Source organism: Marinobacter sp. 1_MG-2023 (assembly GCF_030549045.1).
Taxonomy (GTDB): domain Bacteria; phylum Pseudomonadota; class Gammaproteobacteria; order Pseudomonadales; family Oleiphilaceae; genus Marinobacter.
This window is the reverse complement of record NZ_JAUOST010000006.1, coordinates 63,267-77,114: the sequence shown is the minus strand read 5'-3', so window position 1 is coordinate 77,114 and position 13,848 is coordinate 63,267. Positions and strand designations below refer to the sequence as shown.

The window sequence follows — 13,848 nt, the reverse complement described above, 5'->3', positions numbered from 1 at the left end:
TAACTATATTTAACATATTGGGACCCGACCTTCGCGTCTGCCCGAATTGCAGAAGGGGAGCCGTATTGGATGATGCAGCTACAGTCGCTCTGATAGGAGATAACGCTATGGAAGTTGACGGACCTGATCACGAGGCGTTGGCTAAAGATTTCCTGCGACTTTCGCCAGAAGCTATGAAAGCGAAATATCCTGAGGACGAAGAGGTTCAGGGCGCTCTTGCTCAAATCATGCTGGTTCGCGAGCGGCTTCACACCGAAGAAGGGGCCTCGGCCAATTACGAGATGATTGAAACAGCTTTAATGAAACGTATCGCGTTGAACTTGGCACAGGGGCTGCCTGTCCTTGTACCAGACATTGACGAACATTGCCGCGAGATCTCCGCAAAGAACTAGTCTCGAAGTCCTCGAAACCTATCACTTTATGTCTTGCCATGACGCGGAGACCTCACCATTACTGGAGGGTAATTTGGTCAGCGTGAGGGCCTTTGTTAGGTTGGGGTGTGACGAAGTTCACCGGGGCGATGCCCTCGGTTGCTGATCACGTCTACCGAGCGTTGCGCCTTTAAAGCGTCTTCGCTTTGGCCGACCACACGAAAAGCTTCATAAAGGAGTACGACAATGCGTAAGTTTACTACTCGTGCAATGGGCGTCTCGCTGCTGGCAGGTGGAGTGGCATTGAGTCTTTCGGCGGTTGCCGCAGAAGGGCTTTACACTATGGATGAGCTAAATGATGCCGATGTTTTCGATAGCACCGGCGAAGAGATTGGTGAGGTCGAGGATATTCTGTTGAGTGACGATATGTCACTGCACTCACTCGTTATAGAAACCGGTGAAGTACTTGACTTGGGGGGCAGAGAAGTCATTGCAGAGCGTGGCACTTTTACTGTTGCGACAGCCCCTGGCAACGCCGACTTTGGCAGCGTTGAGTATGAAGTTCATGTGGAAATGACCCAGAATGAACTTAAAGAACTGCCTGAGTATGATCAGGACTGGTGGAACCAGACAAGCCAGAGTTTGCAGCAGGCTTGGGAAAACACCAAGGATGTCAGTGAGAATGCTTGGGAAAACACCAAAGAGGCCACTTCTTCAGCTTGGTATAACGTCAAGCAAGGCGTAGAAGAGATGGGTAACGAAGCCGGGCAGGCGACTGAGTAAAATCTTCCTCATGGGGGCGCCCGGTGGGGCGCTTCCCACATTACTCCCCCCCTTAATCTTCAAGTGCATCCACGTACAGCGCAAATAATCGACATACTCTTCTGTTTGTGGGCGGCCTCCAGCGCTGCGGAAGCGACGTGAACGACTTCACTTTCGTTTAGCCTCAGGCAATTCATTCTTTGGGTTGCTGCTTGCCACTTTGGCGAGATAATCCTCGGCCGGTGGTTTATCCTAGGCACAAAATTTTGCCTGGCTGTGACCGGGTGTTTGCCAACCTCTAAGGAATTTCCCGATGAGCAACCTTCCGAATCTCACCGATGCTCTGTTAACCCTCGAAGGCCGGGTAGCGGTGCTGACCCTCAATCGCCATGACCTGCGTAATGCACTGACCGGCTCTCACCTTATCGACGACATCGTCACCACGGCCGACTGGGTCAATCATTGCGACGATGTGTCTGTACTGGTTATCACCGGAGCCGGTTCTGCCTTCAGTGCAGGCGGTAACGTTCGCGATATGGCGGAGCGGGGCGGTGATTTCGCCGGCGATGTGGCCGAGTGCGCGGACCGCTACCGCAAAGGCATTCAGCAGATTCCGTTGGCCTTACAGGGCGTGGAAGTTCCCGTTATTGCTGCAGTGAACGGTCCAGCCATCGGTGCCGGCTTTGATCTGGCTAACATGGCCGACATACGGATTGCCTCTGAGAAAGCGAAATTTGGTGAAACCTTCCTGAACCTGGGCATCATCCCGGGCGACGGTGGAGCCTGGCTCATGCAGCGCCTGATTGGTTATCAGAGGGCATTTGAACTAACGCTTACCGGCCGCATTGTGGAGGCGAGTGAAGCCAAAGAATTGGGCTTGGTCCTGGAGGTGGTACCGGCTGATGAGCTGATGCCCACCGTGATGACTATGGCAAAACGTATTGCCAGCCAGCCCCCGAAGGCGACCCGCCTGACCAAACGCCTGATGAAGATGGCTCAACGTATGGAACTGAAGGACTTTCTGGACCTCTGCGCTGTGTTCCAGGGAATGTCTCACAACGAGCCGGAGCACCTGGATGCGGTAAACCGGATGTTGGAATCCATGGCGAAGAGGTGAGGGCACCCCATGAGTGAAGCACTGTTTCTGCGTGATAAAGAACTGTATGTACCTACGCCTGAGTGCTGTAGCCCCTGGAGTCCCCAACATCTGCACGGTGGGCCGGTGGTAGGCTTGATGGCCCATGCGGTGGAGCAGGCATCGGATAGCGGGCATCTGAACCTGACAAGGCTTACGGTGGATTTGCTTCGTCCGGCTCCCAATTCACCCTTGGCGATCTCCACCCGGCTGGTGCGTGGCGGTAAACGACTGCAAATTATGGAGGCGTCGTTGTTGGCGGGTGATACTGAAGTGGCCCGGGCAAGCGCTCTATTCCTTGAGAACAACCCGGTCTCGGTGCCGGAATACGGTCGCTTTCCTGAACCAGAATTTGATCCTCCTTCCGGGCCCGTTGAGGAAAATATTTCTGAGGCCGCCGGCTGGCAGAATCAGTATAGTCCTGAGGGTTTGCACAGCACGGCGAAGGCGGTAGTTATCGACGGTGTAAATGGCAAGGGCCATGGGATAGCCTGGATGAAACTACCGATGCCGCTGGTGCAGGGCGTGCAGATGAGCCCTTCTGTTATGGCGGCCACGCTCTGCGATTTTGGTAACGGCGTTGGTCAACTCAATCTGGATAGTGAAACTGGCTGCATCAACGCCGACGTCACCCTCTACCTTCACCGAAGCCCGGTTGGCGAATGGCTGGGGCTGGATGCCCGCAGCCGTATGCAGAATACCGGTGTCGGTCTGGTGGAAACGACCCTCTTCGACAGTCAGGGCCCGGTAGGCAAAATCCTGCAGGCGATCATCAGCATGAAGATGCCCGGCTCAGGAGGCTAGGCTCAGCGACGCACCGGCGACGCAGTATCCTGCAGGGGTACCTCGGTGCTGGTCTTTTCCAATAATGTTGACTCAGCAGTCGTCTATGCCCAATATACTGTATATATAACCAGTTGTTGGCGTGTAGCTTGCCTCTTGCCAGCAGCTTGGTTGCCTTTGTCGTGGAAATCCGGAGGAAGTGATGATGGCACAAGCTTCGGTGTCTTTTATAACAGTGCGACGCCGGTTCGACTTCAGGAGCATCGAAGTCGGGAACTGGGTAACGCCGGAAGAGCGCGACAGAGCAGCTGGCCGCTTCTATCGGGCGCTAAGCGATCTGTTACTCATTCTTCGGGGCCCGGAAGCACTTGTTTCCCTGCGAGGCTCCCTGGGACTTCAGTACGGAATTGGCGGCAGGCCCGGCGTCGCCGCGCACTATATTCCCGCTACCCGGCAACTGGCTCTGGCGAAGAATGCGGGGGCAGGGAGCCTTGCCCATGAATGGTTTCATGCGTTCGACCACTATATGGGAAGCAAAGCGTTTCGCAGCTCTGGCAAGCATGGCTTTGCATCCGCGGCCTGGCTGGATAGCGCGGACCAGAAAGAGCATCCGCTTATTGAGCTACTGGGCAGGTGTTTTCGAACGATTATGTTGAATGAAGATGGCACCCAGCCCAGTACGTTGTTTCTGCGCTCAAAGCAGGCTGATCAGCAACGTAATGTATTGTATTACGCGCAACCTGAAGAGCTCTGTGCCAGGGCTTTCGAAGCGTTTGTAGAAGACAGTGAGCCCGGCAACAGCTTTCTGGTGCGTGGAACACGCCACTCAGAGGAAGCCAGGGCCGGGCTCTACCCAACAGGCAAACACCGGCAGGATATCAATGCCGCTTTTTCGCAGTATTTCGCGAGCCTGGGGCGTGCTCTCTTTCGAGAACAAGCAAGAGCGGGTTAATGAGTTTGTACGCCTGATGCTGGCATCAAACCCGGCGATGCTGCTCAAGATACCTTGCGGCATCATTTCGCAGTGGCAGGTTCATCGCACCGTAAAGGTGCCTGCGCTCATACCCCAAGTCGGAGAGAACATCGTCTTTCTCTGCCAGAAGTGACATAGCCATCCGCCGAAACTGCTGGCGCCGGGTATAGCTCCTCATCCAGGGCAGAATATTCAGCCCGTTTATCTGGTCGTTGCTTTTGATGCTCAGCATTGTCTTCACCCGTATTCTGACCTTCCTGAGTTGGTGGCATTCGAGTGGGCGAAACTGCCCCTCAAGTGCACTGTTACCGAAAGGATGGAGCTTCAATTAGATTCAATCAAACGAAAAGAATTTAACTCTGCGTTCAAATATGCTTAAGTCATATTCGCGTCCAGTTAGGAGTCAGGGTGATCACGTGGCAATACCGTTGCTCGACAATGAGGTACTCAGGTCCTTCGTAGCGATTTGCGAGTGCGGTACCTTCACCGGTGCCGCGAAGTTGGTGCACCGAACCCCCTCGGCACTCAGCATGCAAATCAAGCAGTTGGAACAGAATCTTGGCAAATGCCTGTTTATTCGCGAACCGCGGCAGGTACGCCTGACAGCGGAAGGCGAAGCGCTTCTGGACTATAGCCGTCGATTGTTGCGGTTGAATGAAGAGGCGGTTCAGTATTTTCTCTCACCATCACTGGAAGGCAAGGTCGGTATCGGAACATCAGACGATGTTGGTACCCGCATCCTGCCTGAGGTACTCGCCCAGTTTGCACGCTCATATCCAGCAGTGTTGGTGGATGTGGTTGTGGGATCGAGTAAACAAAATCTCGCCCGGCTGGATGCTGGAGAGCTGGATCTGGCACTGGTTACCGTAGCGGATGAAATCAGGGATATTCGCGGCGAGGTTGTTTATGAAGAACCTTTGGCCTGGGCGGGATTGGAGGAGGGCTCCGCGTTTCTGCGCACGCCCTTGCCGGTAGCGGTGGCGCACGAAGGTTGCTCCTGGCGGCGAATGACATTGCGGGCCCTCGATAGCGCCGCAAAGCCTTACCGGATTGCCTACACCTGTGAACATTGCTCTGGTCAGGAAGCTGCTATGGTGGCTGATCTCGCCGTTGCACCCTTCCCGAAGAGCCTTGTGCGCCCGCCATTGAAGGAAATAGTCAACCAGGGTTTACCCGAGATAGGCTCCTACCAGCTGGCCCTTGTGCGTAAAGGCTCCAATGAGCTGAACGATGCCTTGGCACTCCATGTGAAAGATGCATTTCGGAGCCTGCAAGACAGTTAAAGCACGATGGCTGGACTTATACCCGGCGCCAGCTTATGGTTTTTAAACGTGAAGCGCGGGTTTGCCATTTGTGCGCTTTGCAGTTTTTGATCGCCATGATCACCAGTCGGTGATTTTATTACTTTACCTTTTATCGGGACACGCCAGGCCACTGATGTTCATTACGTTGCTCGTCTGTACTTTTGCCATAGCTATAGCGACCGCTCTGCCTCTTTGGCACAACCCACATTGGAGTGTTCGGAGCTTCGATTTTCCGCGCCTTCAGCTGGCTTTTCTGGCAGCTCTTTTGTTGGTCGTCCAGTTGCTGCTCCTTGACCTGTCTCGGCCTGCAAACTGGGGGCTGGTGATCATCACAGGGCTTTCACTGGCGGCACAGCTCTGGTGGATCCTTCCGTACACTGTGATCTGGCAAAAAGAAGTAAAAGATGCGCGGGCCGAAGACCCTGAACGGACTTTGACCATACTTACCTCGAATGTACTGACCCCTAACCGCAACGCCCCGGCACTTTTAAAACTCGTTGAGCAGCATCAGCCCGATATTCTTGTCACGCTGGAATCAGATCAGTGGTGGGAGGACCAGCTTGCGGCTCTCGAAAAGGAAATGCCTTATACCATCAAGTGCCCGCTGGATAACCTGTATGGCATGCATGTGTTCTCGCGGTTACCGTTGCACGAGTCTGAGGTGTGCTTTCTTATAGAGGACAAGGTGCCCTCCATGCACGCTCTGGTTGAGCTTCGGTCGGGCGACTGTGTGAGAGTGCATTTTGTGCATCCTGCGCCGCCCAGCCCTACAGAAAACGACGAATCAACAGAGCGGGATGCGGAACTCGTGATCGTAGGTCGCAGTGTTGCCGACAGTGACGAGCCTGTCATCGTAACCGGTGACCTGAATGACGTGGCCTGGTCGCCGACGACTCGCCTGTTCCGTAAAGTGAGCGGATTGCTTGATCCAAGGGTAGGCCGAGGGTTTTACAGCACGTTTCACGCAGATTATTGGCCATTACGATGGCCACTTGACCACCTGTTCCACAGTGATCACTTTACGCTTGTCTCCATTACCCGTTTGCCGTCGATAGGCTCGGACCACTTCCCGTTTCTCACCCGAGTAAAACTGGCTCCGGTTCGCGGGCAAGACCAGGAACCACTTCGACCAGACGGTGAGGACCACAGCCGGGCAGAAGACATCGTTCGGGATCAGAGCGCGAGCAAACACGATGTGCCCGAGCCGGGTGAATAACACGCGTCATGCCAAAACAGCTGGCACCAATACCGCCGTAACCAGAAGGACCCTCCCAATGAAAAAATACTGCCTGCTGGCGATTGCCGTTGCAGCTACACCCTTGATGGCTCAGGCGGAGATCACAGTTGCAACCTTGTATCCTTCTCATGCGGAGCTTACCTGGGAGGAAAGCGAACAGGTGAGTTCTGGTGCAGGAACCTTTGAGGTTGAGGGTTTGCCAGTCAGTCTCCAGGATCAGAGTTTGCAGGTTGTGCTTGAGGGCGTGCCGGGATCACAGATCCGGCAGGTACAGGTTAGCCGCGTGGAACAGGCTGAATTCGTTGCCGGGGAGTCCCGACGTATCCGTGATGAGTTAGCGGCTGTTAGCCTGAGAATTCAGGAACAGGAAGACTCGATCCGGGCGTGGAACCAGCAGGTTACCCTCATGAGCAAAGCTGCGGAGTCTCCCCACGAACTGTCTGCTTCAGAGCTGAACGACATGGCTGCTGCGTTGAAAGATACAACACAGAATGCGCTGGCGGAGATACGGCGAATCCGTGTGAAACTGGCCGACGATATCGCCATCAGAGACCGTTTATCGAGGGAGCTTGCACAGGTTAAACAGAGCGCCAAGGCAACCAAAAAAGTTTCGCTTCGCTATCAGGCTCCCACGGCCGGCGAACTGCAGGTAAAACTGAGGTTTCAGACGACCGAAGCCAGTTGGCGGAGTGAATACACTGCGCGCCTGAAAAGCCGGCTGGCAGGCGAATCTGGTGGCGAGGTGATGCTGGAGCATTTGGCCGTTGTGCAGCAGGCAACCGGAACCGATTGGCAGGGTGTTGAGCTGCAACTTGCAACCGCCAACGCTCGCAGGGGAATTGCTATGCCGCCTCTGTATTCCTGGGTTGTGAATCCTGAGCCGCCCCAGGTTTATCGCTCAAAGGCGTTGGCGCCTATGGCTGAAATGCAGGCCGATTCACTTATGGAGAGCTCGGCTGTTGTGGAGCGCCAAAGCACGTTTACTCAAAGCTATCGGCTGCAACAACCGGTTGATGTTCCCAGTGGGGCTGCCGGCCAGCGGCTTTCGGTTGCGGAGCACCGGGTTCCGGTTGAAGTTGCAATCTGGACAGCGCCTGTCCAGAACACCACCGGATATGTGCATGCGACGGGCACTTTTCAGTCTGAGGCACCCATACCAGCTGGGCGGGTAACCCTTTATCGGGATGGCCAGAGTGTGGGCGAAAGCAGGCTTCCGGAGCTTACCAGTGGCGAAGAGCTGACGCTCGGTTTCGGTGTGGATGAGGGTATCCGCGTTGCCGTGGTTAATGAACTTGAACGCACAGGAGAGGAGGGCGTATGGAAAAGCGAGAATGTCCAGCGCCGACAAAACCGGTTCGAGATCACCAACCATCACTCGGAGCCCGTACAGGTTCGGATTTTTGACCGGCTACCTGTATCGCAGAAGGATACTCTGACCGTTAAGCCACTGGAAATCAGTGAGCCAGTGGAGCGGGACGTTGATGACAAGAAGGGCGTCCTGGCCTGGAATCGCGAAGTATCCGCCGGTCAGACGGTCCTTGTGAAATCAGGATTCGAGATTCGGGTTCCGGAGGGAACCGCGCTGCCGAGATTGTAATTGCGGAACGTGTTGCTTTGTCTGTACTCACTTGGTGATGGCTATACAAAGTGGCAGGCACAGCAAATACGCCTACTTGGGATAACCGGTGATGTCCCGAATCTTCTGATACAGCGGTTGTAGCTGAGGGTACATACGTAAGTAAACTTCGGAATAGAGCCTCTCATAAAGACCTTGGGCTTCTGGATCAGGCTGGAATACGTCGCCAACCCTTGTCATGGCCGCCACAGCGGTATCAAAATCCGGGTGCAGGCCAAGGCCAACGGCGGCATCAATCGCCGCTCCCAGCCCGGAGGTTTCATAGGTGTGGGGGCGCTCGGCCGGCAAGCCGAATACATCCGCGGTTAACTGCATGGCGGCGTCGCTCTGGGAGCCGCCGCCGGCAACCCTGAGCTTGCGGATTTTTATGCCGCTGCGCTTTTCGATTTTTTCTTTGCCTTCCCTGAGTCCGTAAGCCAGGCCTTCGAGAATTGCCCGATAGATGTGTGAGCGGGTGTGCACATCGCCAAAACCTATAATGGAGCCTTTTGCTTCCGGCCCGGGCTGGCGTATGCCGGGTGACCAGTAGGGCTGCAGCATCAGGCCCATGGAGCCGGCTGGTACGGCTTTGACCAGTTCATCAAACAGGTCTTCGGGCTCGATGCCCCGCTTTTTGGCGATTTCTCGTTCCCGCAAGCCGAACTCTCGCTTGAACCAGCTCACCATCCAGAAGCCCCGGTAAATCATCACTTCAGTGGAGTAGTGCCCGGGCAGGGCGGAAGGATAGGGTGGCATAAAGCGCACCGGTTCCACATAGCGCTTGTTGGTGGCATTTATCGTCGCGGTCGTACCATAGCTCATGCAGCCTACATCCGGCGTCAAACCGCCGGAGCCTAGTATTTCACAGGCTTTATCAGAGGCGGCAGCAATTACCGGCAGTCCTTCTCGAAGGCCCAGGTGGCTGGCGGCCTGAGAGGTAAGGTGACCCAGAGTGGAGCCAGGGCTGACCAGTTCCGGCAGCATGGCTGGTTTTACCGGCATGGTTTGCCATTTGAAATCCCGGGGGCCGGCCCAGCGGTGCTTTTTGTAATCAAACGGCAAATAGCCCACCTGGCTGCCGGTGGAGTCCCGGAATTCGCCGGTTAAGCGGTAATTCAGGTAGCCAGACAGCAAAACAAAATGTCGGGTTTTCTCCCAGATCTCTGGCTGGTTCTGGGCAATCCAGTTGGCCTGGGTGTTCTCCCGAAAGCGGTTGATCGTCTCTTCAAGCCGTGCCAGTTTGAGGGCCCAACCCCAGGGGCCTTTAATCGGCCCATCAACGTGGGCGTGTCGTTGATCCAGCCAGATAATCGCCGGGCGCAGAGGTTTCCCTTTTTCATCGAGGTTGATCACCGTGCCGCGCTGGGTTGTTAGGGTAACGCCCACAACCCTGTCTGGCTTGACGTTCGTGGATTCCCAAAGCTGTTCGCAAGCCTTGCCCAGGTTATCCCAGAAATATTCCGGGTGCTGTTCGGCCCATCCCGGTTGTTCCGAGAAGTATGGCTGAATCTCCTGTCTGCCTTTGGCGACCAGATTGCCCTGGGTATCAAAAAGCAGGGCGCGTATGCTCTGGGTGCCGTTATCAATGGCGAGGATGAGAGGGTCAGCCGGCATGTGTCTGCTCCCCGCGGCCCGGAAGCGAATAGGCTTGGCTCCATAGGGCCAGGTACCGGGTCTCTTCGGTTTGCCAGTGTTCATCACTCCAGTTGAGTATGTTCTGACAGTGTTGCCGGATTATTGGCAGCAGTGCTTTACCGCCTTCGGGGGCTATCAGCCCAAGCCGGGTGCGGCGTAGCATCAGGTCATCGAGGTGTTTTACATCTTCATGTTTGCAGGCCCAGACAACTTCGGCCCACAGCAATTCACCCGGAACGGTGCCAGAAACCGCATCATCGCTAACGGGTGCCGTGGGCCCGGCCTGCAGAACCGCGTATAGATCCGAACCGTAAAAACCCGTGAGCCGCTGCCAGTTTTGATGGCTTATGTGTTGGGGCCGTCGTGAGGCGGTCGCTGGTTTGAAAACCGGATCCTTCTCCGGTCGCAAGCGTTCTGCGCCTCCAAGCCCTCTGGCAAGTGCTTCCCTTGCTATCAGACGGAAGGTGGTCAGTTTTCCGCCTGCGATGCTGATCAACCCCTTATCTTCACGAAACTCATGTTCACGGCTTTCTTTCGATGGAGCCTTGGGGCCGGTGGTAGTTTGGGCGCCAGTGACGACTGGGCGAACGCCCGCCCAGGTGGAAAGAATGTCGCCTCGGGATACAGCTGCTCCGGGAAACAGGCTGTTAGAGACTCTCAATAGATAGTCAACTTCCTCCTCGGCAATTCGCGGCTCCTTTTCGAGACTGTCTGTGTGATCCAGGTCTGTGGTTCCAAGTACGGTTGTGCCAGCCCAGGGGAATGCGAAGACCGGACGTTTATCATCCGGGTGGAACAATGAAACAGAGCAGGAAACCGGGAGCCTGTGCCAGGGGAGAACCAGGTGACTGCCGCGTAATGGCCGGATCGTCATCGGCTTTTCATCGCCGCCGCGTTGCTGAAGCTGGTCAGCCCAAACGCCGGTGGCATTGATAATCAGCGGCGTATTAACCGTGAAAATCGCGGCGTCATCTTCGGCCTTCAGCTCAAGCCCGCTGACCTGACCGTCCTTCCGAAGAACTTGCTGTGCTTTAACGTAATTAAGACACCAGGCTCCGTCCTGCCGGGCCTCGGTGATGACTCGTTGTACGAGTCTGGCGTCATCGGTTACAGCATCCGTGAAGCCGCTGGCACCAGTTAGTTTCACGGTGTTCAGCCCGGGTATCCATTGCATGGTCTGGCCGGGTGTCAGGAACTGGCGCGAATGGGTGCGGGATATTCTGTCGTAAATCCTGAGTAATATCTGAAACAGCCTTGGCCCGGGAAACTGACGCTGAAAGTGCGGCATCATAAAGCGCAATGGCTCTATTAGCCCGGGTGCTTCTGCCATGAGGCGCTGGCGTTCGGTTACTGCATCGCGGGTCAGCCTGTATTGCCCACTGCCGAGGTAACGCAGGCCGCCGTGTACCATTTTCGAGGATCGGCTGGAGGTTCCCCAGGCAAAGTCTTTTTGCTCAATCAACAGCGTTCTCAGTCCGCTACCAGCGGCCTCTCGGGCTATACCGGCGCCGGTAATGCCGCCGCCAACCACAACAACGTCGAACGTATGAGTGCTGTTTCGTAGCTCATCAAGCAGTGTGTCCCGACCCTTCATTTCTCTCACTCCACCAGGGTTTTCGGGTTGAGAATACCGTCCGGATCGAAGGTCTGGCACAGAGAGCGGATGGCCAGGATTCCCAGCTCTCCTTTTTCAACAGGCAGGTAGGGTGCGTGGTCTTTGCCGACGCCGTGCTGGTGGCTGATGGTGCCCCGGTTGCGCACGATCAGTTCTGAGGTTGTGTTTTTCAGGTGTTTCCAACGCGCAAGCGTCTCCCCATAGGTGTCTGCAACACGGAAAACATAGGTGGTGTATATGCTGCAGCCCTGAGCGTAAAAATGGGAAAGATGGGTAAACACGTGGGTGCGTTCGTTGGTGTCAGGTTCACGAGCCTGAAGCCCGTGGCGCAGGTTGTCTTCTATCAAGCCAAGCAGGTTATCAACGTTATCCCAGTCGGTTGCTGTTTCCAGGGTATCTACCGCGTAGCCCATCTGCCAGAGTGCCTCACGGAGATAGGGCATGGTGAAACGTTTTTCAGCCCATTTCTTGCCAAGCCGGGTGCCGGTATAAACACCTTTGTATTCTGAACAAATGCGTTTTGCTTCCTGTTTGGCACTGGCGCATTGTCGTGCACTGCCCGTCAGCCCGAAGGTCATCATGCACTTGCCTTCATTGGCTCCGCGCAGGGAGAGTACTTTTTCCAGCATGCCGATAAGGTGGGGGTGTCCTGCCAGTGCAAGCTGGGTTTCAGTCTCAATGGCGTTACTGAGTCGCAGCATAGAAAGCGGAGTGCGGTTTTGCACAAGTTTCCTGCAAGCCGTGCGAGCCCTGTCCCAATCAGGGAAGAATACAACGTGAAAGCTTTCCTGTTCTGGTAAACGGCTGATCCGGACTTTTACTTCGGTAATAAAGCCAATACGGCCTTCAGAGCCCAGAATCATTTCGCGAATATCCGGGCCAGCGCTTGAAGCCGGTATGGTAGGCAGGTCAAGGGTACCTTTAAGTGTTTCAACCCGGCCGCCGGCAAACAGCTGCTCGATGCGACCATAACGCAGGGACTGTTGCCCGCTTGAGCGGGAAGCCACCCAACCCCCAATGGTTGACAGTTCAAAAGATTGGGGAAAGTGTCCGAGAGTATAGCCGTGCGCTCGCAACTGGGATTCTACGAGTGGCCCCGGTGTGCCCGCGCCGAAGGTGGCTATCTGGCTTTCGTGGTCAATGTCCATGAGGCGGTTCATGCCACCCATGTCCACCGTAAGTACTGGAGTGTCACCTGGAAGCGGGTTTATATGCCCGGCAACGCTGGTGCCGCCACCGTATGGAATCAGATCAATCTTGTGGGCTCTCGCATACTGCAATAATTTCTGTATATCGAGACTGGTTTCGGGAGTGGCTACACCGTCCGGGAAAACCCCGAACTCGCCACTACGCATGGCCAGCCAATCCGGAAGGCTCTGGCCACGGGCATGGCGTACGCGCGCTTCCGCGCCGGTGTCGATCAGCGCATCAACGCTGGCATCTGACGGCAGACGAGACTCAGGAACCCCAGGGAGGACTGATTCAAGCGAGGCGTCACTCAGGGGTGCACCGGAACCGATACGATTTGCGAGAAAGCTCCGCCCCTCAGTCGGTAGCTCCAGATCAAACTGCTCATCTCCCCAGCCATTCCACCGTCGCATCGAAGTTCACTCCCGTTATTTAATTGAATGGGCGCTAGTCTATAGGCTTATCCGGTGCTTACACTGTCCCATAGCGACATCATGGGTGTCATTTACCGACAGGGTTACGTGTGCGGCGGCTTCAGGTCAGCCATTATTGGTGCGCAGGCGCTCCCGGAGTTGCTCCAGGCGTTTGCGTATTTCTTCCCGGCGCTCCTGCTCGTTTGCTGGCGGCGTTATAGACCGAGCTGATCGATCGGTGATATCGGGAACCCGGGCTTGCTGTTGAGCATCTTCCTGGATGTTGTCGGCGTCTGACGAAAAGGTCATTCCTGTTTGATTATCAGACTCGGGAAAATACAGGTTCTCCAGTTTCCCGGACCGGTCGAGAATCACACGATTAGGGTGAACGGAATGGAGTTTGGCGTTGCTGGGTAGTTCATCGCCCACGAGGAAAACTTCGGTTTTGCTTTTGTCGTCCTCAATCAGGGCACTACCCGGGAAGTCACCGTCGGCTGCGAGAACACCCCTGAGGAAAATTCGCAGGTTGGTTTCTGGCAGGTTCTCTGTATCTTCGGGCTCCTCAGCTCCCGCGGCCTGAGCTCTGCCAAAAAAATCCAGAGAGGCGAGGGGCACGGAAGGAACGCTGGGCTTCTGTACGAGGGGTTTCGCATCGTTTTGAGTGCCCGAAGCGGCTTGCCGGCTCTCGGTCTGCCAAAAGCTGTAGCCTTGCCAGGAGGTGAGAGCCACCATGGCAAGCCCGGCTGTCAAAGCCAGAATGAGGGGAACCCTTCGATTGATAGAAAGCATTGATAGTCCTGATTTTAAGTTCGCCAAC

Annotated in this window: 13 protein-coding genes; 8 read left to right on the top strand and 5 right to left on the bottom strand. The window is 55.5% G+C overall.

The features are described from left to right. Window positions 1-107: 107 nt before the first annotated feature. The 5 genes from Q4606_RS14580 (at window position 108) to Q4606_RS14560 (ending at window position 4,003) form a co-directional block, all read left to right on the top strand. Complete coding sequence (locus Q4606_RS14580) at window positions 108-392, top strand: hypothetical protein (RefSeq protein WP_303607981.1); 285 nt, start codon at window positions 108-110, stop codon at window positions 390-392. 225 nt (window positions 393-617) lie between these two features. After that, window positions 618-1,154 carry a PRC-barrel domain-containing protein gene (locus Q4606_RS14575; protein ID WP_303607980.1) on the top strand — a complete coding sequence of 179 codons (537 nt, stop codon included), beginning with the start codon at window positions 618-620 and terminating at the stop codon, window positions 1,152-1,154. Window positions 1,155-1,446: 292 nt separating this feature from the next. Then, a complete protein-coding gene (locus Q4606_RS14570) occupies window positions 1,447-2,250 on the top strand; it encodes an enoyl-CoA hydratase-related protein (protein ID WP_303607979.1) in 804 nt (267 codons plus the stop codon). Between the two features lie 9 nt (window positions 2,251-2,259). Next, a complete protein-coding gene (locus Q4606_RS14565; RefSeq protein WP_303595843.1) occupies window positions 2,260-3,072 on the top strand; it encodes a thioesterase family protein in 813 nt (270 codons plus the stop codon). A gap of 181 nt (window positions 3,073-3,253) precedes the next feature. After that, window positions 3,254-4,003 carry a CLCA_X family protein gene (locus Q4606_RS14560; RefSeq protein WP_303595844.1) on the top strand — a complete coding sequence of 250 codons (750 nt, stop codon included), beginning with the start codon at window positions 3,254-3,256 and terminating at the stop codon, window positions 4,001-4,003. 25 nt (window positions 4,004-4,028) lie between these two features. Here the strand turns inward: Q4606_RS14560 and Q4606_RS14555 are convergent, their stop codons facing one another. Continuing rightward, window positions 4,029-4,256: a hypothetical protein gene (locus tag Q4606_RS14555; protein ID WP_303595845.1), complete on the bottom strand. Its 228-nt coding sequence runs from the start codon at window positions 4,254-4,256 to the stop codon at window positions 4,029-4,031. 184 nt (window positions 4,257-4,440) lie between these two features. Here Q4606_RS14555 and Q4606_RS14550 point away from each other — a divergent pair, with 184 nt between their 5' ends. The 3 genes from Q4606_RS14550 to Q4606_RS14540 all read left to right on the top strand — a co-directional run bounded on the left by Q4606_RS14550 (window position 4,441) and on the right by Q4606_RS14540 (window position 8,162). Continuing rightward, window positions 4,441-5,307 (top strand): LysR substrate-binding domain-containing protein, encoded by an 867-nt coding sequence (locus tag Q4606_RS14550; protein ID WP_303607978.1) that lies wholly within the window; start codon window positions 4,441-4,443, stop codon window positions 5,305-5,307. Window positions 5,308-5,461: 154 nt separating this feature from the next. Beyond that, a complete protein-coding gene (locus Q4606_RS14545; RefSeq protein WP_303607977.1) occupies window positions 5,462-6,544 on the top strand; it encodes an endonuclease/exonuclease/phosphatase family protein in 1,083 nt (360 codons plus the stop codon). A 58-nt stretch (window positions 6,545-6,602) separates the two neighbouring features. Then, window positions 6,603-8,162 carry a DUF4139 domain-containing protein gene (locus tag Q4606_RS14540; protein WP_303607976.1) on the top strand — a complete coding sequence of 520 codons (1,560 nt, stop codon included), beginning with the start codon at window positions 6,603-6,605 and terminating at the stop codon, window positions 8,160-8,162. 72 nt (window positions 8,163-8,234) lie between these two features. On the opposite strand, the gene Q4606_RS14535 is transcribed toward Q4606_RS14540, so the two are convergent. The 4 genes from Q4606_RS14535 to Q4606_RS14520 all read right to left on the bottom strand — a co-directional run bounded on the left by Q4606_RS14535 (window position 8,235) and on the right by Q4606_RS14520 (window position 13,820). Next, window positions 8,235-9,794: an FGGY-family carbohydrate kinase gene (locus tag Q4606_RS14535; protein ID WP_303607975.1), complete on the bottom strand. Its 1,560-nt coding sequence runs from the start codon at window positions 9,792-9,794 to the stop codon at window positions 8,235-8,237. Continuing rightward, entirely contained in the window at window positions 9,784-11,409 is a 1,626-nt protein-coding gene (locus Q4606_RS14530; RefSeq protein ID WP_303607974.1) for a glycerol-3-phosphate dehydrogenase/oxidase, read from the bottom strand. Before Q4606_RS14530 ends, Q4606_RS14535 begins: the two co-directional genes overlap by 11 nt. Before the next feature lie 5 nt (window positions 11,410-11,414). After that, the gene (locus tag Q4606_RS14525; protein WP_303607973.1) at window positions 11,415-13,031 is read right to left on the bottom strand and encodes an FAD-binding oxidoreductase; all 1,617 of its coding nucleotides are present in this window, start codon (window positions 13,029-13,031) and stop codon (window positions 11,415-11,417) included. Between the two features lie 126 nt (window positions 13,032-13,157). Continuing rightward, complete coding sequence (locus Q4606_RS14520; protein WP_303607972.1) at window positions 13,158-13,820, bottom strand: type II secretion system protein N; 663 nt, start codon at window positions 13,818-13,820, stop codon at window positions 13,158-13,160. Window positions 13,821-13,848: the final 28 nt, after the last annotated feature.

Excerpts from the sequence above, each read along its gene's own strand:
- Q4606_RS14565 (WP_303595843.1), top strand. The coding sequence starts at position 2,260 with ATGAGTGAAGCACTGTTTCTGCGTGATAAAGAACTGTATGTACCTACG.
- Q4606_RS14520 (WP_303607972.1), bottom strand. The coding sequence starts at position 13,820 with ATGCTTTCTATCAATCGAAGGGTTCCCCTCATTCTGGCTTTGACAGCC.
- Q4606_RS14530 (WP_303607974.1), bottom strand. The coding sequence starts at position 11,409 with ATGAAGGGTCGGGACACACTGCTTGATGAGCTACGAAACAGCACTCAT.
- Q4606_RS14575 (WP_303607980.1), top strand. The coding sequence starts at position 618 with ATGCGTAAGTTTACTACTCGTGCAATGGGCGTCTCGCTGCTGGCAGGT.
- Q4606_RS14570 (WP_303607979.1), top strand. The coding sequence starts at position 1,447 with ATGAGCAACCTTCCGAATCTCACCGATGCTCTGTTAACCCTCGAAGGC.
- Q4606_RS14540 (WP_303607976.1), top strand. The coding sequence starts at position 6,603 with ATGAAAAAATACTGCCTGCTGGCGATTGCCGTTGCAGCTACACCCTTG.
- Q4606_RS14560 (WP_303595844.1), top strand. The coding sequence starts at position 3,254 with ATGATGGCACAAGCTTCGGTGTCTTTTATAACAGTGCGACGCCGGTTC.
- Q4606_RS14545 (WP_303607977.1), top strand. The coding sequence starts at position 5,462 with ATGTTCATTACGTTGCTCGTCTGTACTTTTGCCATAGCTATAGCGACC.
- Q4606_RS14555 (WP_303595845.1), bottom strand. The coding sequence starts at position 4,256 with ATGCTGAGCATCAAAAGCAACGACCAGATAAACGGGCTGAATATTCTG.
- Q4606_RS14525 (WP_303607973.1), bottom strand. The coding sequence starts at position 13,031 with ATGCGACGGTGGAATGGCTGGGGAGATGAGCAGTTTGATCTGGAGCTA.
- Q4606_RS14580 (WP_303607981.1), top strand. The coding sequence starts at position 108 with ATGGAAGTTGACGGACCTGATCACGAGGCGTTGGCTAAAGATTTCCTG.
- Q4606_RS14535 (WP_303607975.1), bottom strand. The coding sequence starts at position 9,794 with ATGCCGGCTGACCCTCTCATCCTCGCCATTGATAACGGCACCCAGAGC.